This window comes from Aminipila terrae (assembly GCF_010120715.1).
Taxonomy (GTDB): Bacteria; Bacillota; Clostridia; order Peptostreptococcales; family Anaerovoracaceae; genus Aminipila; species Aminipila terrae.
The window spans coordinates 1,843,260-1,866,815 of sequence record NZ_CP047591.1; the positions used below are offsets into that span (position 1 = coordinate 1,843,260).

Below are 23,556 nucleotides of genomic sequence, written 5' to 3' on the forward strand. Positions count from 1 at the left end.
GAAAATTGGAGAGAATTAATGATTGATATTAACCAAGAATTAAGGACTTTTGAAGATGAAAAATTTCACGATGAATGTGGAGTGGTTGGTGTTTACGAGCCAGGAAACAAGCAAAATGCCCGTTCTGTATATTTTGGACTGCATTCCCTGCAGCACAGAGGTCAGGAAAGTGCTGGAATAGCGGCAAATCTTGGAGGAAAAATACAGTATTATAAAGAAATGGGACTGGTACAGGAAATCTTTAATGACGAGATTATTGAAAGACTACAGGGAGATATTGCTATCGGTCATGTAAGATACAGTACTGCTGGCGAAAGCCATGCTTCTAATGCCATGCCCCTAGTTGTTTATCATAAAGGAGGGGCTCTGGCTCTGGCACATAACGGAAATCTGGTAAATGCCCGGATACTACGAGAAGAGATGCAGGACAATGGGGTGATCTTCCAGACTTCTATTGATTCAGAAGTAATAGCGGCACTGATTGCAAGACATCTGAAGAACAGCACCATTGAAGAGGCCATTACCCAGACTCTGCAGGTTGTAAAAGGAGCTTATGCATTGGTAATAACCTCTGCCAACAAGCTAATTGGTGTAAGGGATCCCAATGGTATCCGGCCCCTTTGTATTGGAAAAACGGACAAGGGTTTTGTCCTTTCTTCAGAAAGCTGTATATTTTCGCTTCTGGGTGCCAGGATGCTTCGGGATGTGGAACCTGGCGAGATGGTGGTAATTGAAAATAATGAGATTAAATCCTTTAAATATGCCAAAGGGTCCAGAAGAGCTTCCTGCGCTTTTGAATATGTATACTTCTCCAGACCGGACAGTGACATCGATACGAGAAATGTTTATACGGCCAGAAACCTGTGTGGAAAAATTCTAGCCAAAGAGCATCCAGTAGAAGGTGATATTGTTATTTCTGTACCGGATTCCGGGACTGTAGCCGCCATTGGTTATGCAAAGGAATCAGGCATACCTTATGGAGAAGGATTTATTAAAAACAGATATGTAGGAAGAACTTTTATTCAGCCGGATCAGAGAATGAGAGAGTTGAGCGTAAGATTAAAACTGAATGTTCTAAAAGAAAATGTAGCAGGAAAAAGAGTAATCATGATTGATGATTCTATAGTCAGAGGGACTACAAGCGCTAAAATTGTAAGGATGCTTAAAGAGGCAGGAGCAAAAGAAGTACATGTAAGGGTAGCTTCTCCCCCTGTTACGGACCCTTGTTTCTTTGGAATAGATACCCCTGACAAGAGCAAACTCATAGCCGCCACACATACCATAGAAGAAATCAGAAAAGGCATGGGAGCAGATTCTCTGGGCTATCTGAGTGTTGAAGGTATGCTTGAAGCTATAGGATTAGGAGATGATAAAGTTTGCACCGCCTGTTTCACCGGAGATTATCCTATGGAGCTGCCTGAATCAGGTATGGAATTTGAAGATTAACGGAGGATACTATGAATAGCAGATTAACATATAAAGATGCCGGAGTGGATACTAAAGAAGGGGAGAAAGCCGTAGAATTAATGAAACCCCATGTAAAGAAAACATTTAATGCAAATGTTCTGACTGGGCTGGGTGGATTTGGAAGCCTGTTTAAACTGGATACTTCTGGTATGAGTGAACCTGTCTTGGTTTCAGGGACAGATGGTGTTGGAACAAAGTTGAAAATTGCATTTGAGATGGACAGGCATGACACGGTTGGAATAGACTGTGTGGCCATGTGCGTCAATGATGTACTTTGCCAGGGAGCAAAGCCTCTGTTTTTTCTTGATTATATAGCAACGGGAAAAGTTCAGGCAGAGAAGATTGCTGAAATTGTAAAAGGCATTGCAGAAGGCTGCTATCAAGCAGGAAGTGCTCTGGTTGGAGGGGAGACTGCTGAAATGCCGGGCTTCTACCAGGAAGGCGAGTATGATATGGCAGGATTTTCCGTAGGAGTTGTGGATAAGAATAAAATGATTACCGGCGCCAACATTACCAAAGGAAATAAAGTAATAGGCATAGCATCCAGCGGTATTCATAGTAATGGATATTCCCTTGTTAGAAAAGTATTTTTTGAAAAAATGCAGATGAAGGTCAGTGATTATGTAGAAGACTTGGGAATGACTTTAGGCGAAGCGTTGCTTACTCCTACTAAGATATATGCAAAGGCTTGTAACGCCGTTTTGGATAAATACCAGATAAATGGAATTATTCACATCACAGGAGGCGGTTTCTTCGAAAACATCCCCAGAATAATACCAGAAGGTCTCGGGGTTAAAATCAATGTTGGAACATGGGAAGTTCCCCCTATTTTTTCTTATATAAAGAAATGTGGAAATATTCAGGAGACGGACATGTTTTCAACGTACAATATGGGGGTAGGCATGATGATGATTGTGCCTGAAAAAGAGGCGGAATCCGTTGTTGCAGCCTTAAAAGAAGCTGGAGAGACCGCTGATATAATTGGTGAAATCATTGAAGGGAAAGGTGTAGCTATATGCTAAGGATTTCTGTATTAGTGTCTGGAGGAGGAACCAATCTGCAAGCAGTTATTGATTCCATTGAGACAGGGAGAATCAGAAATGCAGAGGTTGCATGCATTATTTCCAGCAATCCACAGGCCTTTGCTTTAGAAAGAGGGATAAAACACGGAATCAAAACTTTTGTGATTGATAAAAGTCAGTATCCAGCCATGTCCCTGAGAACAAAAGCAATTATTTCTGCTTTGAAAGAGGAAAAAACAGATTTAGTAGTGCTTGCAGGATATATGAGCGTCCTTGAACCGGAATTGATAGAAGCATTCAGAGGTAAAATCATTAACATACATCCATCTCTTATTCCAAAATACTGCGGTAAAGGGTTCTATGGTCATCATGTTCATGAGGCTGTTATCGCGGCAGGTGAAAAGGAAAGCGGAGCTACTGTTCATTTTGTTGATGAGGGAGTTGATACAGGCCCTATAATCATACAGCAAAAAGTCCCTGTTCTGGAGGGAGATACTCCTGATGATTTGGGAGCACGGGTACTTAAGATAGAACATCAGATTCTTACGGAAGCTATAAATAAAGTTATTTCAGGACTTTAAGCTGGAACATAGAGATAAAACAGTTTTTTAATTGACATATTTGGAGGATAAAAAATGAGAGCGTTAATAAGTGTTTCTGATAAAACAGGTGTAGTTGATTTTGCTAAGGCATTATCAGAACTTGGAGTGGAAATTATATCTACAGGGGGGACTCACCAGAGGCTGGCTGATAATGGCATAAAGGTGATGGGCATCTCTGAAGTGACTGGATTTCCTGAATGTCTGGACGGAAGGGTCAAGACCCTGCACCCAGCTGTGCATGGAGGCATTCTTGCCAGAAGAGATAAACCGGAACATATGAAACAGCTTGGAGACTTAAACATTGAGACCATTGATATTGTTGCCATTAACCTTTATCCCTTTAAGGAAACTATTTTAAAACCAGGTGTTACTTTAGAAGAAGCTATTGAAAATATTGATATAGGCGGACCTACAATGCTTCGTTCTGCAGCTAAGAATCATAAAGATGTGGTTGTTATCTGCGATCCTTCTGATTATGGAAATGTGATAGAAGAACTGAAAGAAAATCATAGCGTTTCTATGGATACAAAGTATAGGCTGGCATTAAAGGTATTTCAGCATACAGCAGCATATGATGCTATGATTTCAGATTATTTAAGGAAGCAGATTGGAGCAGAGCTGCCATCGAATCTGACTCTGACTTTTGAAAAGGTTCAGGACTTAAGATATGGTGAGAATCCTCATCAGAAGGCCTGCTATTATAAGGAAGTACAAGCACCTGCAGGAAGCCTGGTCAATGCTGTCCAGCTTCATGGAAAAGAGTTGTCCTTTAATAATATAAATGATACCCAGGGAGCATTGGCTGCCCTGAAGGAGTTTACAGAGCCTGCAGTTGTTGCTGTGAAACATGCGAATCCATGTGGTGTAGGAACAGGGTTCGATCTTCTTTCAGCCTATAACAAAGCTTATGAATGCGATCCTACTTCCATCTATGGAGGTATTGTGGCAGCAAACAGAACTGTTGATGCAGATACAGCTAAGGAAATGAGCAAGATTTTCCTTGAAATTATTATTGCACCTGATTTTACAGAAGAAGCCATGGCTATCCTGACTCAAAAGAAAAATATCAGGCTGCTTACCCTTTCAGATATTACAAAGAAGCCAGAAGGCCAGATTGATATCAAGAAGGTTTCAGGCGGCTTGCTGGTGCAGGATACGGATGAGGTATTGTTTGATGAAGATGAGATAAAAATTGTTACAGACAGAATTCCTACTGAGCGGGAAATGGAGGACATGAAACTTGCCATGAAAGTGGTAAAACATATCAAATCAAACGGCATTGTCATTGCAAAGGATGGAAAGACTGTGGGAATCGGACCTGGACAGGTAAACAGAATATGGGCAGTTGAAAATGCAATAAAGCAGTCAAACTTTTCTCTAAAGGATTCTGTACTTGCATCAGATGCTTTCTTCCCATTTGATGACTGCGTAACTGCAGCAGCTGCTGCTGGGGTGACCGCTATTATTCAGCCCGGAGGATCTGTGAGAGATGAAGAATCTATCAAAAAAGCCAATGAACTGGGCATTGCAATGGTATTTACCGGAGTACGCCACTTCAAGCACTAGGGATAAACTTATAATTTTTATGACGAAAGGAATTTGTTATGAAAGTATTAATTGTAGGCAGTGGGGGCCGTGAACATGCTATTGCGTGGAAACTGGCTCAAAGTCCTAAAGTAGACAAAATTTATTGTGCTCCCGGTAATGCAGGAATTGCAGCGGTTGCAGAATGTATACCGGTGAAATCAGAGGATATAGATGGAATATGCAAAGCAGCAAAAGAAAAAAATATAGATCTGGCTGTTATAGGGCCAGAAGTTCCTTTAGCCATGGGCATTGTTGATGAACTTGAAAAGCAGGGAGTAAGAGTCTTTGGACCAAATAAGAAATGTGCACAGCTTGAAGCAAGTAAGGCCTTTACAAAAGCATTTCTGGCAAGGCACAAGATTCCAACTGCTGGCTATAAGGAGTTTACCGATAAAGAAGAACTGTTAAAGTCTGTTGGAATGTACGGATATCCTATGGTCATAAAGGCGGATGGACTTGCTGCAGGTAAAGGGGTTGTAATAGCAGAAACTGAGCCAGAGGCTATCAAAGCCATTGAAGAAATGATGGGAGAAAAGGTATTTGGCGCTGCAGGAGATAAAATCGTTGTAGAAGAATATCTTACAGGGATTGAAGCCTCCATGCTTTGCTTTGTGGATGAGCATACGATTATTCCTATGGAATCTGCCCAGGACTATAAACGAATCTTTGATGGGGATAAAGGACCCAATACAGGGGGATGGGTACTTATTCCCCAAGTCTTGTTTTTAATAAAGAACTGGAAGAAAGAATACGTGTAGAGATCCTTAATCCCACATTAGAGGGATTTCAAAAAGATGGGCTGGATTTTAAGGGCGTTTTGTTTATAGGCCTCATGATCGGTGAAGACGGGCCGAAAGTTATTGAATTCAATAACCGTTTCGGTGACCCAGAAACTCAGTCTGTATTGCTTAGACTGGAAAGTGACTTATTCGACATTTTTAACGCGGTAGTTGACAATAAACTAAATGATGTAAATATAAAGTGGAGCCACAAAAAGGCAGTATGTGTTGTTCTGGCATCCGGTGGATATCCGGGGGATTATGAAAAAGGAAAAGAAATTCATGGCCTCAATGGGGTTCATGAGGATGCAATTGTATTTCATGCTGGAACCAGATTTAAAGAAAAGAAACCAATGGTTTCAGACAATGACAGCGGAGCATCAGAGCAGGAAAATGTAATCCTTACGGACGGTGGCAGAGTATTAGGTGTTGCTGTACTTGGCGATACTCATGATGAAGCCAGAGCTAAAGCCTTTGAAAATGTTAAAAAAATCAGTTTTGAGGGAATGCAGTACAGAACAGATATAGGGCTGATTGTAAGAAAATAAAATATAATAATGGAAATAATGAATAAAAGCATTGTTTGCACATAGTAAACAATGCTTTTATTTATACCCATTTCCAGTTTGTCAGCCACTTGTTGTAGGTGATGGACCATAAACGCTTTTGTCCTTTTCCGTTTACTGTTCGAAAGCGCCATTCCGTTTCGGCAGCACGATAAATAATCTTGCTATTTTCAGTGGGCGCATTTAATTCTGATGAAGAGGCGTAGACCATATTATTTTCATTTAAAATATAGTTTGTAGAAGATAGCAGTAGGCCGACTGTTAAATAAGTAAAAATTTTTTTTAAGTTCATAAATAAATTCCTCCTTGGGCAATGAATTATTGTTTAATAGATAGTGATAAAAATGGTTCTTCAGAAATATTGGTGATATCAAATTGATACTGATTATTAACATATAGCGAATAAGTACCATCTCTATTATTTTTTAAATATGAATTCTGTGGGGAAACGGAGAAAGATTGTTCGAATCCGGCTTCAACTGTAGGTTCATATACAGGCTGGAGAACAAAAACATATGAAAAGAAAAAGGATAGTAGAATTGTGGCATATACCAAAATTAAAGAGAACTTATTTTTTTTCTTTGGTTGATTATCCAATACTAACATAAATCTTTGTTCGATTTTTTTCATATTATTCGTGCTTACTAAAAAAGACATAGATGGAAGTCTGTTATATTCGTAATCCCTTTTTAAACTTAATTGAAATTTAATAATTTTTGTTATACTTTTTAAATATTCCAGTCGGTCATTATCATTCATTTTAGCGGTAAGTTTTAAGTCGCAGTGGACTTCCAATATATGGTTCAAGTTTACTTTTAAAGCATAAACAAATGGATTCCACCAGAAGATTATACTGATTATGCACATAAGTAGTTTAATCCAAATATCTTTATTTAGAAAATGATGCCATTCATGTAATAGTATGCTTTTTAGCTCGCTATCTGTAAAGGAAATATCAGGTAAAAAAATTGTGGGTTTTAGAAAGCCTGTAACCATTGGAACAATAATCCATGAGGCTCGAATAAACTTTACTTTTAATTTTTTATGACCTGTTTTTTGGATTTGATTTAGGCAGAAAAGGAGTTGCTTATCCTGTGTTTCTTTTTCAGTCCGTATGATTTTAACCAGTCGAATTGATTGCAGTATATATACTAGTAGAAAATATAAACTACCAGATATCCAAAAAAGAACAATTAAGTTTAATAAACAAACATGAATTTCATTATTACAAATAGAGAATCTTGAGACAGTCAAAAAATCTATGATAGCCGGAAAAACCCACGTCGAATGGATAACAAACGTAATAGGAAGTTCAAAAGAGCATAGCAAGCGGAGAAAACACGTAACGGTTAAAAGCAGCAAGGGAGTAAGACTGAAATTAATAATAAAGTTACTGCGCAACCGTACAAAAGAAATCATCGCGATAAATATGTTAAACCAAATAATTGCCATCACGAAAGAGAAAACTGTGATACCCATTTCTATTTCTTCTTACTCCTTTTTTTTGCCTCAAGTATAGCCTCTAAACGGTTAAGTGTTTCATCATCAATTTCCTCATCTTGAAAGAGAGAAGCCACGAAATCGCCCAAGTCAGCGGACTTTAAAGAAAAAGTCCCAAAACTTTTTTTAAGCTGCATAGCTTCATAATCTCCTTTGGTAATCGATGCCGAAAAAGTACGACCATAATTTTTCCCGGTCTTAACAAATCCATCCACCTTAATTGCCTCCTTTTTCAATAGTTGATTAAGCAATATATGAATGGAACTGGATTTCCAGCTTCGTTCGGTGGACAGCTCTATAATTTGGGAACGTGATAATGGCTGGTTCTCCGACCATAAAAGCTCCATAATTTCCTGTTCATTTGGAGTTAATGAAAATTTATTGTCTCTCATAAAATCAACTCTTTCCTAATTTAATTTCTGATTATAGAAGAACTTTATCCAATAATTATATAAAAACATTATAAAGGACGGTTAAATATTATGTCAAGATATAAAATATTATTGAATTTATTGTTGACAAATTGAATGATTAAATGCATTATATAGTTATGTTGAATACAACTGTATAATTTTAGTATAAATTCTGTAAATATATTTAAATGTGCAATATATTGAAAAAATATTAAATTATAAAATTGAAGATTGGGCATTTTGCAGAGCATTATATTTTTAGTTTTTGGCTAAAAAATTGTTGGAGGCATACACGAGAAAAATGAGTCATCATCGACATTATGGGGATTAATAAAAAATAAGGCTCTAGAGAGGAGTGATGTATATGATTGTATGGTAATTCACAAACAAATAAATTCTAGTACTGTTTATGAAACTAAATTAAATTCACATAAAGGGGAATAAATATGAGAAAAACAATAATTTTATGTTTAATATTATCATTAATATTATGTAATTTTGGAGTGAGTTTTGCTGGCGAGAAATATACAACAACTATAAATAAAAATTTGGATATGGATGAACAATATGTTTCTATCCCTAATATTACTACGAGATCTGCACATATGATACCAGGGAAGAGTCAATATGACGATAATAATTGGGGAAGTGGGAAAAAAGCATATTCTAAAATTTATAGTAAGTGTGTTATGTCTGACGGATTTTGGGAAGGCGTGGTATATTCTCAATTTGAGGGCTATGGATACACAGAATGGCAAGGAACAGGCACACCATTAAAAGTGAAATCCGGGGTAACTGTTAGTGCTACAGGAGTATTACCACAAATAAGTTATAATGGCTCCAATTGGAGTTTGCTTACCAATGTTCGTGATCTTGGTGAGACAGAAAAGAAAAAGAGTAAATCAGTTAAGCATTCTTATTATGATGTAAAAATACAAAGCATTACTGCTCTATCAATAGTATTTAAAGTTAACTCATATATTGATCATCCAACTTTAGGAGGGATGAATGCGACGGAGGATGTTTGGTGGTGGAACTAATATGAATCCATCATGAGGAATGGATTAGAAATGTAAAACACGGAAATTTAATAGTCTGTTGACTCTGAAGTTAGAGTTAACAGGCTATGTAAATGTGATTATAGAATTTATTCAGAGAATATTAATAGTGTAATTAACTTTACGGAGGGGCTGGGGAGATTCAAGGAAGATGTATACATATAGAAAATTGATTTCATTAATGATAGTATTAATTTTTTTAATTACAGTGGGTTGCAATATCCAAGAAACATCGGAGACAGACTATGGGTGGAGAAAAAACACGTTGGAACTATTTCATGAAGCAGAAGTAGAGAGAGGAAAATATCTTCCAATAGAATCAATGCTAGAAAAGAATAAATTAGTAAGTTTGGATGATACATGGAGATATGTTTGTATACTTCAGATGATACATGGACACGTTTATAAAAAGCAAGAATTGAAAAAAAGTTTGTATAATTATTTAAATAAGACTGAGAATATTGAATTGACAGATTTATGTAAGATTATATATATGCTAGAAATAATAGCTCCTGATAGTTTAAGACTAAAAAACATAAAAACATTTGTTAATAATAATATTATTGATAAAAATGGCCAAATACAAAATATTTATTATAATGAAAATAAACAAGATCAAAATGAAAAAAAAGATGAGGAACAAATGATAAATTCAATATATTTTTTGTCTTTACTCAAAAACAATAAAATCTTATCTGAACAGGAAAGAAAAATTATAATAAATCATTTATTAAATTCATGGAAAAATAATCAAAAAAGCCAAAAGAATGTATTAACTAGTTATTCTATTATTCTAAGTTTAAATAATTTAAATTATGATATTAAAAAAATAAATGATATACAAAGTTTTATAGAGTATCTTAATAAAGAATATACGAAAATAAAGCAACAACCGTATGAAGATATTCTAAAGACAGATTTAATAGTTGAGTTGCTCCAGCTATTAGACTCTGACTTTAAACTTGAGAAGGGAACTGTTGATATAATATTTAATCAACAAAAAGGAGGATTTCCTTTAGAACGGGATTCGTATGCAAGTGGGGTAGGTACATATATCGTAATAAGAATGCTAAAAAATGAAAATTTTTCAGGATATGTAAAGGATGATTTAATTAAGTATATCAATAAAAAACAAAGCAGTAATGGAATGTTTCAAATTGATCACTTTAGCAAAACTAATCTTTTGCCAAGTGTGCTATCTATATTAGCAATTAAAAATTTAAAGGATATTGAGTACAATAATTTTAACTTTGTCAGAACTGAGTTGAAAAGATTGGCTGAATTAAACAATATTAGTTTAATTGAAGTATATTATTCTTTGCTCTTATTAAAAGATACACCATATTTTAGCCAAAGTGTAGATATAGTAAAAAAGTATCTAGAAACTTCAGAAATAAAAGTAAACGATATAAATAATGCATATTATCTTTTTCAGATAAGTGGGTTAATTTCTGAACCTTTGCCAGAAGAAATAAAAACACCAGTAATAAAAATGCGGAAAAATATTTATTAAAAATTATTAGAGAACAGAATAATATAAATTATGAAGAATTATATTATTGCCTAGTATTGCTTAATCGGAATAACGTAACGATTACAAAGGACATTGACTTGATTGTAAACAAAAATATAAGCAGAGAGAATTTTACAATTGGAGAATTGTATTATTATATAAAATGTCTAAATGAACTAAATATCACTTTGCCTAATGACTTAAAAAATCAACTTAGCAAGTATGCTTCTAAAAAAGGCGGTTTTAAATTAACAACTGACAATGAAGAAGTAACGTTACTTAGCACATACTTTGGAACTGAGTTAATTAAGGAGTTGAATACGAGGAAGTATGTTTAAGTTTATTATAATCTATATTATGTTATAGTAATTATGTTGGAGGATATAAATAATGCGTCTTAAAAGTTTAAATTTAATATTGATGATTTTTTGCACGCTTTTTCTGTTAAACCAAATTATTAATATGCCAGACCATTCATTAAATAATTTTGTATGGATATCCATTGCCTGTAATATCATTGTAATCCTATTATTAGCCAACTATTATTTTAATACAAATTTTCTTTATATTAAAAAATAATAATTATAGTGATTATTATTTCCCTATATATGTCTGCAGGTACATGGATATTAAAGTACGATATGCATGGATATATAACAAATGGAGAAAATATTAATGCATATGTTGAATATGAAAATGTTACGAAGTTACCGCTAGAGATATGCAAAGTCATTTCGCTAGAAGGAAAAAATACAGAGAGGCTTGAGAGGGTTTGTGTAGAGAATAATGAAAATACATATAAAGTAAATACCTACGTAAAAACTAAGAGAATAGATCAAGTAGATTCTATTTCCAATATAATAATATTTAAACTATTCAAACTCATTCCCCTTGTTAAAATAACAAAGGTGACTTATCATTTGTAAAAACTTTGCGTTTACGGTGTTTGTTTGTGGTGCTGTATGTGAAGAACCGAAGAATTTTTTCTAATCTTTGTTCTGCTGTGTTGATTATTGCTCTGCAATTATCCTCATAGGTCTGGAAAGTGGTATTTAGATTTTGATTTAAAAGCTCGTTGCTCCTTTGGATTAAACTTTTTATCAACCGAACTTTATCTTTATCTTTTGGTAATGATTAGGCAGAGAATCTATGATAGAATATTGACAATTAACATATAATATACTGAAACACGGAAGGAGTCATCTTATGATTGTAGGAACCATGTTAATTGAGCTTCATGCACCCTGGGTACATTCTTTAAAAGAAAAACGTATGGTTGTAAAAAGTATCTGCGCAAAGGCCGGCAACAAATTCAATATTTCAATAGCAGAAGTGGATAAACAGGATATGCACCAGGCTATTGTAATAGGGATAGCCTGTGTAACAGATGAAACAGCCCATGCTAACAGTATTCTGGATAATGTGCTTAATTTTATTGAAGATAATACAGAAGCCGAAGTAGTTTCAGTAAGTCGTGAACTATTATAGATACTGATAAATTAAAAATACCCTTTGATGTAGTGTTATTTCCTACATCAAGGGGTATTTATTTTTGTTCATTTTTAGCGTTTGCGCTTATGTAACTATAGCGCTTTCCACGCTTTTTAGAGAAACTTAAGGCTGAACTTTTTCGATATAGTGGCACCGATGCTGAATATAGGTCAGAAACAGCGACAGTCTTTCATAGAGGGGGTGCACCTTATCTCCGAACTTAGCTTCAAGCGCCTCACCAATTTCCCGTACCGTTTTATGGCCATCGATTTGCAGGAAGGCGTAACTTCCGAAGTCATCCATCGCAATCTGCCGATATTCTGGGATTTTGACCCTCAGCTTTCGGAAAAAGCGTTGAATCATATGATCCTGTTTAATCAGTATAGTCACGATGCCCTCATCACTGACCTCATATAGAAGCTTGCTTGAAACTTGAAATATGATATCTAATAAATTGGGTTGTTTAGCTGACATTCTTTGGTTTAGCTTTCATGAGAGGGATAATGGTAGCAACCACCAGAACCACTAGTAAGATTAAAGCCATACCATTAGAGCTGGCAAATCCGGATGGAGGGGTTGCGCCAACCACGCCAGTTACTTGTAGGATGATGCCAATCAGTCCAATGATGGAGCCGCCAGCCACCAGGCCGGAGGATAGGCTCACGCCGTTGGAGATTCTGTAATCCTTTTCTTCTTCGCTCTTAGATGCCTTTTCTACAAGTACGCGAAGCAGAGCCCCTACCAGAATGATGGAGGTGGTAGCGATTGGCAGATAGAATCCGATAGCAACCGTCATAACAGGCAGATCAAGCAGGAAGAAGACAACGCCGAGAAACATGCCAGCGATGATCATAACCCACGGAAGTTTGCCGGACATAATGCCAGAAGTCAATGTTGCCATTAAGTTGGCCTGAGGCAGTGCAAATGGTACGTTATCACCAGTCATGGACAGCTGGCTGGCAAGTAATAAGATGACACCAGTAACAACTACCACACCCACGATGCTGGCTATGGCGTAGTATTTCTGCATTTCATTCTTATCACCGCCGATGACGAAGGTAACCTTCTGAGATTGACAATAGCCACCAGCCGTAGCAATGGCGGTGACGATAAAGGTGCCAAACAGCAGCAGGGTACGGTTATCTACTTCACTGGTCCAACCCATGCCCACAAATAGCAGAGTAACAATCACGATGGAGGCGATGGTCATACCGGAGACAGGCAGATTGGAAGTACCAATTGTACCAGTCAGACGCCCTGCAACGATGGTGAACAGCATAGACAGAATTAAGGACAAAATGGTGGTCAGAATAGCCATCATAATATTGCCGCCGGAGATCATGAAGCCGCCCACAAAACCGACTACCATACCACCCAGTAGAATGACGGTCTGCTGAGTACCGCCACCTTCTCCTGTGGCCTTAGCATTTTTAGTCTCCTTAATAGAGGAGACAACAGTAGGAATCAGGCGAATGGCACCAATCAGGCCGCCAGAAAGCATGATACCTGCACCGATATATTTTACATAGCTGCCAGCAATATCGCTTACCTGCATGGAACCCATGGCCACAGACGGATTATTCCACACTGGGGCCGTGCTTCCACTTAAAGTGGCAAAATATCCAATCAGAGGCGTAATGACGAAGTTGGACAGGATAGAGCTGGAGAACATAGTCAGTGCCACTGGCAGACCAACGATAAAACCGATACCCAACAGCAGAGGATTCACCTCCAGCTGAAAACGCCATTTATAGAAGGATTCATTTACATAGCTGATGACGTTGTTGGTCACGTTCAGGAAGGAGCTGGTCAAAACAGTGAGAATCCCTCCGATGACAAAACCAGTACCCATGAACTTGATAGAATCTTTGGCACCTTCAGATGCCACCAGGGTTTCCGAAATGGCCATGGATTCAGGATACATCAGATTGCCGTGTTCTTCCACAATCAGGTAGTTATAAATTAAAGAAATAGATCCCAGGCCGAACAGGGCACCACCTGCTCCAATCACGAAGCCTTCCAGAGCGGAAACATGAGAGCCAATCAGAAGGATGGCTGGCATAACGAAAATCATACCGCTGGCGATGGATTCACCACCGCTGGACATGCCCTGGATCAGGTTTTTGCCCAGAATGCCCTTTTTCTTAGCAAAGATGGCAATGAATACAGATCCTAAGATAGAGCCGGGGATACCGGCAGCTACAGTAAGGCCAGCCTTCATGCCAGAGTAAGCTGTGGAGGCCGCAAATAGTGCGGCTAATAAAATACCGATAATTAAGACGACAATATTTCCTCCAAGTTTGGAGCCGTTAGAGATATATGGCACGTAGTCTTTTCCAGATACGCCGCCATAAGCTTCTTTGGATAGTTTTTTATTCATAAAACACTCACCTTTCAACAATTTATTGGAAATAGATGTTTATTTTCAATTCTGTTAATACCCAAAAGGTTTATCTGACTGTAGTTAGCCCATATTTTTAAGTGCTTCTTTCAAAAATTTCCATGTTCGCTGGGTGGAAGGGATGCTCAGATGTTCCTCTGCTGTGTGAACCCCTATCATAGTAGGTCCAATTGAAATCATATCCATTTGCCCATGGAACATTTCATCAAATAATGCGCATTCCAGTCCGGCATGAATGGCATTCATCAGAGGTTTTTCACCAAACATCTTTTCATATAAATCAGCAAATAATGCCCGTACGTTTGAGTCAGGGTCGTATCGCCACTCTGGATAGGATGACTCTTCAACCACCTTTCCATTTGTAAGATGTGCAATAGAAACAATAGTATTGAAGATATTCGCCTTGATACTGCCCAAAGAGCTCCGGATAGAGCTGATGATTTCCACCGTCTCTTCCCTGGTCTCAATGACGCCCAGATTCAAAGAACTTTCCACAAGCCCCTCGATATCCATGCTCATGGTTTGAACTCCATTTGGTATGAGGTACAGGAATTGGACCACCTGCTGGGCGCTACTGGATGTAAAGACCTGTTTAGGCTGGCTATCCATTGGGGATAGAACAATGCGGAGGTCCGGATCTGCTATTTTGAATTCATCTCGTAGTACTGCCTCCAGGTCATCTAATTGCTTGCGCAACAATTCCTCATCCTCCTTGAGGCATCCGATGACAGCTCTGGCATCCCGGGCAATAGCGTTGTGCGCAGAACCACCGTCTATAGAGCACAATGTAAAAGATAAATTAGCATTCATATAATCCAGCAAGCGGGCAAGCAATTTATTTGCATTGGCTCTGCCTTTGTGGATTTCCATTCCGGAATGTCCCCTTGAAGGCCTTCCACTGTCAAGGAGAAAAAGTTCATATTCGTATCCGGAGTCTCCCAGGAAACGGGGATGTTAATCCGGGCCATGCATCCTCCAGCACAGCTGACAGTTAAAATACCCTCTTCTTCTGAGTCAATGTTAATCAGTGTTCTACCTGAGATGGATTTTGAGTCCAGTCCGTGAGCTCCATCCATTCCCGTCTCCTCACAGGTTGTAACTAATAGCTCTAATGGCGGGTGGGGAATGTCTTCGGCGGCCAAAAGAGCCAGCCCCATGGCAACGGCAATACCGTCATCTGCCCCCAGCGTAGTGCCCGTGGCATATATCATGTCATCATGCACCTGAAGATTAATCGGATCTCTTAAAAAATCGTGGAGCACACCGGGGCCCTTTTCACAGACCATATCCATATGACCTTGAATGACCACGCCGGGACTGTTTTCATAGCCTGGGCTGCCAGGTTTTTTAATCAGCACATTTAGTGCTGCATCCTGCATGACCTCCAGACCATGAGCCTTTGCAAAAGAGACCAAATAGTCACTAACGGCCTGCTCGTTGCCGGAACCTCTGGGAATTTTGCTGAGTTCTTCAAAATAGAAAAACACATCGGCAGGCTCTTGATTTTTCAATACTCTGTCTTCCATAACAAACCTCCTTCTTAAAATTGGATAATATAGTCTACCATAAAAAAATAAGGCATCATGTCGAATAAAGGGAGTGATTAAATGTATTTTTTAGTTTGAGAAGAGTAGGAAAAACTATTTCAAAGAGGCAAAATTAATGGAAATCTCAATCTCAGAATCTATCGCATATAAATATTATTATAATATAATTTTTTTATGCTCTTTCTGTTAAATCAAATTATTAATTTATCGGAGCATTTATGAAATCAGGATGTGTCCCAGGCCGTTGATATAGGAATGGTCTGATTAAATTTTAGACTTTCTTAGCAAGAACTAAGACTATTACAAAACTTTTATATAATCAACAGATTAGAGAAGTAGAACGTTTTAAGAGGATTGGCATACACTGAGTTAGAATAAGATTCGGATGCTGTAGGAAACATCATGATAATTAAAACTGTCGGGGGATGGTTATATAACCTTTCAACAGTTTTAATTTATGAGCAGTACATGATAAAAAGATAAGAAATATTTAATTAAGAATAATGTTGAAATATAGAAATTAAAGTGATATTATAGTTGATGAAAATATAAATATTTCCATTTCATATATAATTATGAAATTTCGACAATATTAAACAAATTTCGACAAGGAGAGCTATTCAATTAAATAAATATCTATGTCTGTCGGCGGGAGCCGGCAGCTAAGAGGGAAGCCGGTGAAAGTCCGGCGCGGACCCGCCGCTGTAAACGAGGAGTTCCTGCCCATTCATATACAAGATGAAAAACCATCACTGAAAGCAAATAAAGCTTTTGGGAAGAGGGCAGAAATGTGGATACGTAAGTCAGAAGGCCTGCATGGATTAAAATAGTAACTGGTTACGAGGTAAATGACCAGGGAATTGTATTTTTAATTTATTTTTTAAAATAAATAAAAGAGAAACAGTGAAAATGGACTGTGGCAGATTTGCTACAGCCTTTTTTGTTGGCAAAAACAAAAGGGGGAACATTTTGTAAAAGTGGCTGCAGCAGCTTGCAGTATAGGTGTTTGTGTATTATTTTAACAGGAGGAACAAAAGAAAAATGACATTTAATCTAAGAAAATCATTGGCAGTACTTATGATTATAGCTATGGTTATGAGTACAGGTCTGAGTGCCTATGGGATGGACTGGCCAACCTATCAGGGAAATGATATTCATAACGGAATTTTGACAGATGGAGCAGAAATTAGCGGAAGTCCAAGTGTCACTCGTGTAGATTTACCTAAAAACGGATCTGGTAGTATAGGGTCGACATGGGCAGAACGACAACCATTTGCAGGAGTAGATACGGTACCTGTCATGGAAACTAGAAATGGAAATACCTATGCATATGTGCTTTATGACGGGTATAAAGCTGCATATGGTAAAGGTGGCGGCAGACTAGCCAAAATTGACTGCACGGCATCTACTCCACAGGTAGTATGGGATAAGCAAATTACACAGTGCTCAGGCATCCAACTATCCTCTCCTTACCTGGATACTGATAACCGATGCATTTATGTGGGAGCATCAGGATATAATCAGAAAGCCTATAATGATGGGCTGGCATTGACTGGAGGAGCCATAACAGACGGCTGGACGGTATCTTCTGCAGGGACTGCCATGGAGGATGGAAAGGTAACCGTATCGGGTAATCAGACTGTTACTTTGACCCAGACAAATGTAAATCTGACTAAGGGTGACACTCATCGCTCTGCTACCTGTGTAAAAATTAACGGAAACAATGTGAATATGACTATCACTGCTAAGCTAAATGGAACTATAGTTGGAAGTGAGTCGTTAAACTCTTGCAATTTTATTGATGGACGTTTTTATTTTAACCTAATGTTTGGGCAACAATTTTCAACAGCCGAATCCGCTGTAAATACAGGGACAAATAATATTTTGGAATTTACCTATGAAATTTCAGAAAATGACAGTAATACTGTGGAGATTGAATATTGCCAGTTGTATGAACAGAATAGTTCTATTACAAAAGTAGCAAATATTGATGAAGAACCTATTACAGAATGGTCCTTAAATATACCAGATAATGCAGTAATAGGCACTCCTATTGTGAAAAGTGGAGAGTATCTATACTTCGGCACATGGTCAGGGCATTATTTAGGAACTTATTATCAGTATGATCTTGATAATGAGGAGTTAAAAACTTTTAATCCAGGCAATGGCGGCTTTTATCGGGCAGGTGCTGTAGTAGAGGGTAATTATGTTTATTTTGGTGGAGACAAAGGATATCTTTATGCTCGTCCGGTAGGTAATGATTTTGACAATACTTCGGAAGGGAGCGTTATCAATTTGTCAACTGTAGGAGGAGTGGAATCAGGGAATGTGCGCAGCACTATTTCTCTGGTAGACGGACATCTTTACTTTACCAGCCAGGGTGGTTATTTATGGAGCTTTACTCCTGAAGAAGGAATCCCGACTTTAGACTGGAAAGCTCAGCTGGCAGGAACCTCTACTTCTACTCCAACAGTAGTAGGAGATAATATTTATGTGGGTTACTACAGTGGATTTACTGCCGGAGGCGTCCAAAAGGTAGCCAAAACAGGAAACCATGAAGTTTCTTCCGTCGCAGAACCGGGACCTGTACTAAGCTCTATATTAGTATATACAAAGGGTGGAGTAGATTACCTCTATTTTACTACTAATTCTCGAACTGGAGCAGGCTATTGTTTCAATGGAAGCAATGGAGCAAAAGTATGGCAGACACCTGGAGAGACCTATGCATTGCAGGGTATGGCTTACAGCGGAGGTGTACTGACTTTTGGAAATGATAATGATAGTTTTTATGTAATAGGAGAAAGATATGTGCCACCGACACCGCCTGAGACATCGATACCTAATAATACAGGAGAATTATTATGGCCTGCAGATTCATCTGAAGTAACGCTGTGGTTTGGACAAATTGATGAACAGTATACTGCGGTAAATAAAGGGATGAATATTCAGGGTACGGCAAATAGCAATGTCTATTCTGTCTGCGATGGTGTAGTGGCATATAAAGGTTATTCATCTACGTACGGCAACCTTCTTTATGTAGATTTTAAATACAACAATATTACAATGCAAGTAAGATATGGACACTTATCCGAAAGTTCAAGTTGGGGATGTAGTTAAACAAGGTGATGTAGTTGGACAAATGGGACGAGACGCTAACACTGGGAAAGGATTAATTGAAATTGTTTTCTGTGAATCTAAGGATAGCAAGCCATGCGATAAAAATGGCAAGAACATTCAGTTAGTAGACCCCATTCAGTATTTAGAGAGACCAATGAGTGACATTTCATATCTGGAGAAAGACATGACCACTATGTTAGACACTACAGGGTTAGGAGATACACCAGTTTACCCTTCTATCATTTGGCCATGGGAAGACAAAAATGATCCAGATATAAGGTACAGGGAGAATAAGGATGTTAACATTGATCAGGCATATTTAAGAAAACTCATAGTTGAGTATGGAAGAGAAATCGATAAGACAATTACACATAAAAATATAGAGAAAAATGGAATCATTACGTATGATGCAAAGAGCGGTATCACTACAGTGAAATTAAACGGTAGGAGTAAAAGGTATGGAGTTTCCCTTGGAAATGCTCAGATAAAGAACAACAGAATGATTGTGAATCGGGAGCAGGTTTGGTACGATTTAATAGGAAAGACATATCATTCTCCAGATGGGGGAACATGGTATGCGGATAAAACAAGTCCGATATTTGGAGGAGTATGGCAGTGCGTTTATTTGCCGAAAGATATTGCTAATGATTTATATTTAATAACGGAGGGCACACATATTGAAAAGGTTCTGTATGATAAAGCAGCAGGAGCGTGGGATGCAGGAACTGCGGCCGCTTTATCAGGATTTTGTACTTGGGTATACACAGAATATGGTGTTACTATATCCGTTGCCAGGGCTAGTTTTCTGGCAGGAGCAATTGTTTGCTGCTATGATCTTTCAAAAGCTTGGGAAAGAGACTGTTTTCGAGAGGCAGTCATGCAGTGTGGTGACAATGAATTTGTAAGAATCTCTTTTATAATTACAGATGGTGGTATCGTAAATACATACAGAATTACAAAAGAGATTAAAGATGTGTACCGGTATCAGGGAACATTTAAACCGGGGTATTATGAAAGTTATTCTAAGGTAAAGAAGTAGGGGAGATATATGAAATACAGACGCAGATTGGACGTGGTTATTACTATTGTTGGTATATTTACACTAATTTTTTCCATGCTTGCTAGGAGGGGAGACGCACCGCAAACTTTTGCAAGACTGGGAATTAATATTAACTTTATATCATCGCTAATTCTGGGTAGTATACTTTTTTACTGGACTTTTGAAGCAAGAGCGTATAAAAGATCTTTACTGGAATCCATAGCATGTTTCCTATTAAGTATAAGTTCTTTTTTATTGGCAATCTGCAGTTATTATACAACATGGAAATTTAGTGATATTAGTTTGATGATCATTATTGTTCTGTCTATAGTAGCAAGCACTATTTTTTGGCAGTCGAGCATAGGAATAAAAAAATTGCAGGCATAAAGACTGATAAAGATTTAAATCAGAATTAAGGAGATAGGCTAAACTGCTTTAGACTTTCTTAGCAAGAGCTAAGGCTATTATAAAACTTATATATAATCAATAGATTAGAGAAGTAGAACGTTTTAGAGGATTGGCATACAATGAGTTAGAATAAGATTCGGATGCTGTAGGAAACATCATTATAATTAAAACTGTTGGAGGATGGTTATATAACCTTCCAACAGTTTTAATTTGTGGGCGGTATTTGATAAAAAATATAAGAAATATTTAATTAAGAATAATGTTGAAATATAGAAATTAAAGTGATATTATAGTTGGTGAAAATATAAATATTTACATTTTATATATAATTATGAAATTTCGACAATATTAAACAAATTTCGACAAGAAGAGCTATTCAATTAAATAAATATCTATGTCTGTCGGCGGGAGCCGGCAGCTAAGAGGGAAGCCGGTGAGAGTCCGGCACGGACCCGCCGCTGTAAACGAGGAGTTCCTGCCCATTCATTTGCGTGACGCAAATGTCCACTGAAAGCAAACAAAGCTTTTGGGAAGGAGGGCAGAAATGTGGATACGTAAGTCAGAAGACCTGCATGGATTGAAGAAGTAACCGGTTACGAGGTAAATGACCAGGGAATTGTATTTTAAATTCATTTTTTAAAATAAATTAAGAAAACAGTGAAAACGGACTGTGGCAGATTTGCTATAGTCTTTTTTTGTTGTCCAAAAGAGAAAGGGGGTGAGCATTATTAAAAAAAATATGGCAATTACGCCGTATAAATATTTGTTTTATTATCTAATATCAAAGGAGGAACAAAAGAAATGATAAAATTAAAGCTAAGAAAACCGTTAGCAACCCTTATGATTATAGCTATGGTCATGAGCATGGGGCTCACTGCATACGCTGCAGACTGGCCAACCTACCAGGGAAATGATATTCACAACGGGATTATCAATGCAGCACCAACCAACGGAAGTCCAAATGTCACACGTATTGATCTGCCGAAAAATGGATCCGGTTGGGATGGTGTGGATTCAGCAGCTGTTATGGAAACCAGAAATGGAAATACCTTTGCTTATATACTTTATGACGGATATAAAGTTGCAAATGATAAGGGTGGCGGCAGGCTAGCTAAAATAGACTGTTCGGCATCTACTCCACAGGTAGTATGGGAAAAGCAGATTACCCAGAGTTCAGGATTCCAACTATCCTCTCCTTACCTGGATACTGAAAACCGATGCATCTATGTGGGGGCATCCGGATTTAATCAGAAAGCAAATAACGATGAGCTGACATTGACTGGAGGAGCAATCACAGATTGGTCTGTATCTTCTGCAGGAACAACTTTGGAAAATGGTAAGGTTGTTGTTTCAGGTAACCAAACTGTTACTTTGACTCAGACAAATACTAATTTAACTAGTGGTGAGACTCATCGTTCTGCCACTGGCGTAAAAATCAACGGAAGCAATGTAAATATGATTATTACTGCTAAGCTTAACGGTACTACAGTAGGAAGTAAGACCTTAAACGCTTCTAACCTAATCGATGGACATTACTATCTGAATGATAATTTCCAATCTACGGCAGAATCTGCTGTAAATACAGGGACAAATAATACGCTGGAATTTACCTATGAAATTTCAGGAAATGATAGCAATACTGTGGAGATTGAATATTGCCAATTGTATGAACAGAACAGTTCTATTACAAAAGTAACAAATATTGACGAAGAACCTACTACAGAATTGTCTTTAGCAGTGCCAAACAATGCACAGATCAATACTCCTATAGTAAAGAATGGGGATTATCTGTATTTCGGAACATGGTCAGGAAATGCAGGAACATATTATCAGTATGACATGGATAATAAGGAGTTAAAAGAATTTAATCCGGGTAATGGCGGTTTTTATTGGGCTGGTGCTGTTGTAGATGGAGATTATGTTTACTTTGGTGGAGATAAAGGTTTTCTGTATGCTCGTCCGGTAGGTGATGATTTTGATAATACTTCAGAAGGAAGTGTTGTTAATTTATCCACTATAGGTGGAGTGGAATCAGGGAATGTGCGCAGCACTATTTCACTAGTAGACGGACATCTTTACTTTACTAGCCAGGGTGGTTATTTATGGAGCTTTACTCCGGGAGCAGGAACACCAACATTAGACTGGAAAGCTAAGCTAGCAGGAACTTCTACTTCTACTCCAACGGTAGTAGGAGATAATATTTATGTAGGGTACTACAGTGGATTTAGTGCTGGAGGCGTTCAGAAGGTAGCAAAGGCTGGAAATCACCAGGTTTCTAACGTAGCAACACCGGGACCAGTACAAAGCTCTGTATTGGTATATACAAACGGTGGCGTAGATTACCTATACTTTAATACAAATTCTGGAACTGGAGCAGGATATTGTTTCAATGGAAGTAACGGAGCAAAAGTATGGCAGACACCGGGAGATACCTATGCATTGCAGGGTATGGCTTCCAGTGGTGGCGTGCTGACTTTTGGAAATGATTATGATCATTTTTATGTTGTAAAATAATAAAGAATGATAGATAGGCTAATCTGAGCAACTATACAAAACAAGAAAAGGATGTGCCCCCGCCTAAGGTGACGGACACATCCTTATTTAAAGTAGAGGATGGTAAAAACAATGAAGCATAGAAAGAGAAACTTTCTTTTGAGTTTAGTGCTATGTATGGCTTTGCTTTTGGGACAGGTGATGCCGGCAGTATGGAGCTATGCAGAAAGCGATATCACAGTGCAGGCAGGTGAGACGGAAAAGATTCAATTAAACGAAGCAAAAGGGACGGATTCTTCTATAGATATTACTGAAAGTGAAAAACAAGATATGAATGAAGGTACAAATTCTGAAACAGACACGAAGGACGGGAGTGTAACCCAAGATAATGAGAGCAAAGTTGATAGTGACAAAAATGAAAAATTTACTGTTGAGGAGAGTTTAAAAGAAAATACAGAGACAACCGGCAGCAGTATTGATACAACAGCAACAACAGGGAGTGCTGTTGGGGAAGATAAAAAACAACAGACAGCAGTATAAATACTGAGACTGA

Annotated in this window: 21 protein-coding genes, 1 pseudogene and 2 riboswitches; of the genes and pseudogenes, 15 read left to right on the forward strand and 7 right to left on the reverse strand. The window is 37.8% G+C overall.

The annotated features are described in order from the left end of the window. Positions 1-18: 18 nt before the first annotated feature. The 6 genes and pseudogenes from purF (at position 19) to Ami3637_RS18545 (ending at position 6,005) form a co-directional block, all read left to right on the forward strand. A complete protein-coding gene (gene purF / locus Ami3637_RS08820; protein ID WP_162362245.1) occupies positions 19-1,446 on the forward strand; it encodes an amidophosphoribosyltransferase in 1,428 nt (475 codons plus the stop codon). A gap of 11 nt (positions 1,447-1,457) precedes the next feature. Continuing rightward, on the forward strand, positions 1,458-2,489 hold the full coding sequence (gene purM, locus Ami3637_RS08825; protein WP_162362246.1) for a phosphoribosylformylglycinamidine cyclo-ligase: 1,032 nt from the start codon (positions 1,458-1,460) through the stop codon (positions 2,487-2,489). Further along, positions 2,483-3,070 (forward strand): phosphoribosylglycinamide formyltransferase, encoded by a 588-nt coding sequence (gene purN, locus Ami3637_RS08830; RefSeq protein ID WP_162362247.1) that lies wholly within the window; start codon positions 2,483-2,485, stop codon positions 3,068-3,070. The genes purM and purN overlap by 7 nt, the downstream gene beginning before the upstream one ends. A gap of 54 nt (positions 3,071-3,124) precedes the next feature. After that, positions 3,125-4,657 carry a bifunctional phosphoribosylaminoimidazolecarboxamide formyltransferase/IMP cyclohydrolase gene (purH, locus tag Ami3637_RS08835; protein WP_162362248.1) on the forward strand — a complete coding sequence of 511 codons (1,533 nt, stop codon included), beginning with the start codon at positions 3,125-3,127 and terminating at the stop codon, positions 4,655-4,657. A gap of 38 nt (positions 4,658-4,695) precedes the next feature. Beyond that, positions 4,696-5,513, forward strand: a pseudogene (gene purD, locus Ami3637_RS18540) (phosphoribosylamine--glycine ligase); the annotation flags it as partial. Then, positions 5,511-6,005 carry a phosphoribosylglycinamide synthetase C domain-containing protein gene (locus Ami3637_RS18545; protein WP_330586929.1) on the forward strand — a complete coding sequence of 165 codons (495 nt, stop codon included), beginning with the start codon at positions 5,511-5,513 and terminating at the stop codon, positions 6,003-6,005. The pseudogene purD and the gene Ami3637_RS18545, both read left to right, overlap by 3 nt. Positions 6,006-6,066: 61 nt before the next feature. Here the strand turns inward: Ami3637_RS18545 and Ami3637_RS08845 are convergent, their stop codons facing one another. Genes Ami3637_RS08845 through Ami3637_RS08855 form a run of 3 tightly spaced genes read right to left on the reverse strand, consistent with a single transcriptional unit; the run spans position 6,067 to position 7,915 of the window. Further along, entirely contained in the window at positions 6,067-6,315 is a 249-nt protein-coding gene (locus Ami3637_RS08845; RefSeq protein WP_162362249.1) for a hypothetical protein, read from the reverse strand. A 26-nt stretch (positions 6,316-6,341) separates the two neighbouring features. After that, on the reverse strand, positions 6,342-7,475 hold the full coding sequence (locus Ami3637_RS08850; RefSeq protein ID WP_243158168.1) for a M56 family metallopeptidase: 1,134 nt from the start codon (positions 7,473-7,475) through the stop codon (positions 6,342-6,344). 29 nt (positions 7,476-7,504) lie between these two features. Then, positions 7,505-7,915, reverse strand: coding sequence for a BlaI/MecI/CopY family transcriptional regulator (locus Ami3637_RS08855; RefSeq protein ID WP_162362251.1), 411 nt, complete (start codon positions 7,913-7,915; stop codon positions 7,505-7,507). A gap of 467 nt (positions 7,916-8,382) precedes the next feature. On the opposite strand from Ami3637_RS08855, the gene Ami3637_RS08860 reads away from it, so the two are divergent. From Ami3637_RS08860 to Ami3637_RS08875, 4 genes are all read left to right on the forward strand, one after another. After that, positions 8,383-8,976: a hypothetical protein gene (locus Ami3637_RS08860; protein WP_162362252.1), complete on the forward strand. Its 594-nt coding sequence runs from the start codon at positions 8,383-8,385 to the stop codon at positions 8,974-8,976. Between the two features lie 169 nt (positions 8,977-9,145). After that, a complete protein-coding gene (locus tag Ami3637_RS08865; RefSeq protein WP_162362253.1) occupies positions 9,146-10,507 on the forward strand; it encodes a hypothetical protein in 1,362 nt (453 codons plus the stop codon). Positions 10,508-11,115: 608 nt separating this feature from the next. Continuing rightward, a complete protein-coding gene (locus Ami3637_RS08870) occupies positions 11,116-11,433 on the forward strand; it encodes a hypothetical protein (RefSeq protein ID WP_162362254.1) in 318 nt (105 codons plus the stop codon). A 280-nt stretch (positions 11,434-11,713) separates the two neighbouring features. Further along, complete coding sequence (locus Ami3637_RS08875; protein ID WP_162362255.1) at positions 11,714-11,995, forward strand: DUF503 domain-containing protein; 282 nt, start codon at positions 11,714-11,716, stop codon at positions 11,993-11,995. A gap of 126 nt (positions 11,996-12,121) precedes the next feature. Here the strand turns inward: Ami3637_RS08875 and Ami3637_RS08880 are convergent, their stop codons facing one another. The 4 genes from Ami3637_RS08880 to Ami3637_RS18555 all read right to left on the reverse strand — a co-directional run bounded on the left by Ami3637_RS08880 (position 12,122) and on the right by Ami3637_RS18555 (position 15,925). Further along, the gene (locus tag Ami3637_RS08880; RefSeq protein ID WP_162362256.1) at positions 12,122-12,472 is read right to left on the reverse strand and encodes a PqqD family peptide modification chaperone; all 351 of its coding nucleotides are present in this window, start codon (positions 12,470-12,472) and stop codon (positions 12,122-12,124) included. Next, positions 12,462-14,378 (reverse strand): OPT family oligopeptide transporter, encoded by a 1,917-nt coding sequence (locus Ami3637_RS08885; protein WP_162362257.1) that lies wholly within the window; start codon positions 14,376-14,378, stop codon positions 12,462-12,464. Before Ami3637_RS08885 ends, Ami3637_RS08880 begins: the two co-directional genes overlap by 11 nt. An 84-nt stretch (positions 14,379-14,462) precedes the next feature. After that, on the reverse strand, positions 14,463-15,269 hold the full coding sequence (locus Ami3637_RS18550) for a peptidase dimerization domain-containing protein (protein WP_330586554.1): 807 nt from the start codon (positions 15,267-15,269) through the stop codon (positions 14,463-14,465). Further along, positions 15,206-15,925 (reverse strand): M20/M25/M40 family metallo-hydrolase, encoded by a 720-nt coding sequence (locus tag Ami3637_RS18555; protein ID WP_330586555.1) that lies wholly within the window; start codon positions 15,923-15,925, stop codon positions 15,206-15,208. Before Ami3637_RS18555 ends, Ami3637_RS18550 begins: the two co-directional genes overlap by 64 nt. A gap of 642 nt (positions 15,926-16,567) precedes the next feature. Then, positions 16,568-16,780, forward strand: a riboswitch (cobalamin riboswitch). A gap of 207 nt (positions 16,781-16,987) precedes the next feature. On the opposite strand from Ami3637_RS18555, the gene Ami3637_RS08900 reads away from it, so the two are divergent. From Ami3637_RS08900 to Ami3637_RS08920, 5 genes are all read left to right on the forward strand, one after another. Beyond that, entirely contained in the window at positions 16,988-19,063 is a 2,076-nt protein-coding gene (locus tag Ami3637_RS08900; protein WP_162362258.1) for a hypothetical protein, read from the forward strand. Then, positions 19,023-20,102 (forward strand): hypothetical protein, encoded by a 1,080-nt coding sequence (locus Ami3637_RS08905; RefSeq protein ID WP_162362259.1) that lies wholly within the window; start codon positions 19,023-19,025, stop codon positions 20,100-20,102. Before Ami3637_RS08900 ends, Ami3637_RS08905 begins: the two co-directional genes overlap by 41 nt. Positions 20,103-20,111: 9 nt before the next feature. Then, the gene (locus tag Ami3637_RS08910) at positions 20,112-20,489 is read left to right on the forward strand and encodes a hypothetical protein (RefSeq protein WP_162362260.1); all 378 of its coding nucleotides are present in this window, start codon (positions 20,112-20,114) and stop codon (positions 20,487-20,489) included. Positions 20,490-20,887: 398 nt separating this feature from the next. Beyond that, positions 20,888-21,100: riboswitch (cobalamin riboswitch) on the forward strand. A gap of 211 nt (positions 21,101-21,311) precedes the next feature. Continuing rightward, positions 21,312-23,024, forward strand: coding sequence for a PQQ-binding-like beta-propeller repeat protein (locus Ami3637_RS08915; RefSeq protein ID WP_162362261.1), 1,713 nt, complete (start codon positions 21,312-21,314; stop codon positions 23,022-23,024). Positions 23,025-23,135: 111 nt separating this feature from the next. Further along, positions 23,136-23,543 carry a hypothetical protein gene (locus Ami3637_RS08920; protein WP_162362262.1) on the forward strand — a complete coding sequence of 136 codons (408 nt, stop codon included), beginning with the start codon at positions 23,136-23,138 and terminating at the stop codon, positions 23,541-23,543. The last annotated feature ends 13 nt before the right edge of the window (positions 23,544-23,556 follow it).

What these genes read in the sequence shown, in the direction of transcription:
- purF (WP_162362245.1), top strand. Translation starts at nt 19, where the DNA reads ATGATTGATATTAACCAAGAATTAAGGACTTTTGAAGATGAAAAATTT.
- purM (WP_162362246.1), top strand. Translation starts at nt 1,458, where the DNA reads ATGAATAGCAGATTAACATATAAAGATGCCGGAGTGGATACTAAAGAA.
- purN (WP_162362247.1), top strand. Translation starts at nt 2,483, where the DNA reads ATGCTAAGGATTTCTGTATTAGTGTCTGGAGGAGGAACCAATCTGCAA.
- purH (WP_162362248.1), top strand. Translation starts at nt 3,125, where the DNA reads ATGAGAGCGTTAATAAGTGTTTCTGATAAAACAGGTGTAGTTGATTTT.
- Ami3637_RS18545 (WP_330586929.1), top strand. Translation starts at nt 5,511, where the DNA reads ATGATCGGTGAAGACGGGCCGAAAGTTATTGAATTCAATAACCGTTTC.
- Ami3637_RS08845 (WP_162362249.1), bottom strand. Translation starts at nt 6,315, where the DNA reads ATGAACTTAAAAAAAATTTTTACTTATTTAACAGTCGGCCTACTGCTA.
- Ami3637_RS08850 (WP_243158168.1), bottom strand. Translation starts at nt 7,475, where the DNA reads ATGGCAATTATTTGGTTTAACATATTTATCGCGATGATTTCTTTTGTA.
- Ami3637_RS08855 (WP_162362251.1), bottom strand. Translation starts at nt 7,915, where the DNA reads ATGAGAGACAATAAATTTTCATTAACTCCAAATGAACAGGAAATTATG.
- Ami3637_RS08860 (WP_162362252.1), top strand. Translation starts at nt 8,383, where the DNA reads ATGAGAAAAACAATAATTTTATGTTTAATATTATCATTAATATTATGT.
- Ami3637_RS08865 (WP_162362253.1), top strand. Translation starts at nt 9,146, where the DNA reads ATGTATACATATAGAAAATTGATTTCATTAATGATAGTATTAATTTTT.
- Ami3637_RS08870 (WP_162362254.1), top strand. Translation starts at nt 11,116, where the DNA reads ATGTCTGCAGGTACATGGATATTAAAGTACGATATGCATGGATATATA.
- Ami3637_RS08875 (WP_162362255.1), top strand. Translation starts at nt 11,714, where the DNA reads ATGATTGTAGGAACCATGTTAATTGAGCTTCATGCACCCTGGGTACAT.
- Ami3637_RS08880 (WP_162362256.1), bottom strand. Translation starts at nt 12,472, where the DNA reads ATGTCAGCTAAACAACCCAATTTATTAGATATCATATTTCAAGTTTCA.
- Ami3637_RS08885 (WP_162362257.1), bottom strand. Translation starts at nt 14,378, where the DNA reads ATGAATAAAAAACTATCCAAAGAAGCTTATGGCGGCGTATCTGGAAAA.
- Ami3637_RS18550 (WP_330586554.1), bottom strand. Translation starts at nt 15,269, where the DNA reads ATGGAAATCCACAAAGGCAGAGCCAATGCAAATAAATTGCTTGCCCGC.
- Ami3637_RS18555 (WP_330586555.1), bottom strand. Translation starts at nt 15,925, where the DNA reads ATGGAAGACAGAGTATTGAAAAATCAAGAGCCTGCCGATGTGTTTTTC.
- Ami3637_RS08900 (WP_162362258.1), top strand. Translation starts at nt 16,988, where the DNA reads ATGACATTTAATCTAAGAAAATCATTGGCAGTACTTATGATTATAGCT.
- Ami3637_RS08905 (WP_162362259.1), top strand. Translation starts at nt 19,023, where the DNA reads ATGGACACTTATCCGAAAGTTCAAGTTGGGGATGTAGTTAAACAAGGT.
- Ami3637_RS08910 (WP_162362260.1), top strand. Translation starts at nt 20,112, where the DNA reads ATGAAATACAGACGCAGATTGGACGTGGTTATTACTATTGTTGGTATA.
- Ami3637_RS08915 (WP_162362261.1), top strand. Translation starts at nt 21,312, where the DNA reads ATGATAAAATTAAAGCTAAGAAAACCGTTAGCAACCCTTATGATTATA.
- Ami3637_RS08920 (WP_162362262.1), top strand. Translation starts at nt 23,136, where the DNA reads ATGAAGCATAGAAAGAGAAACTTTCTTTTGAGTTTAGTGCTATGTATG.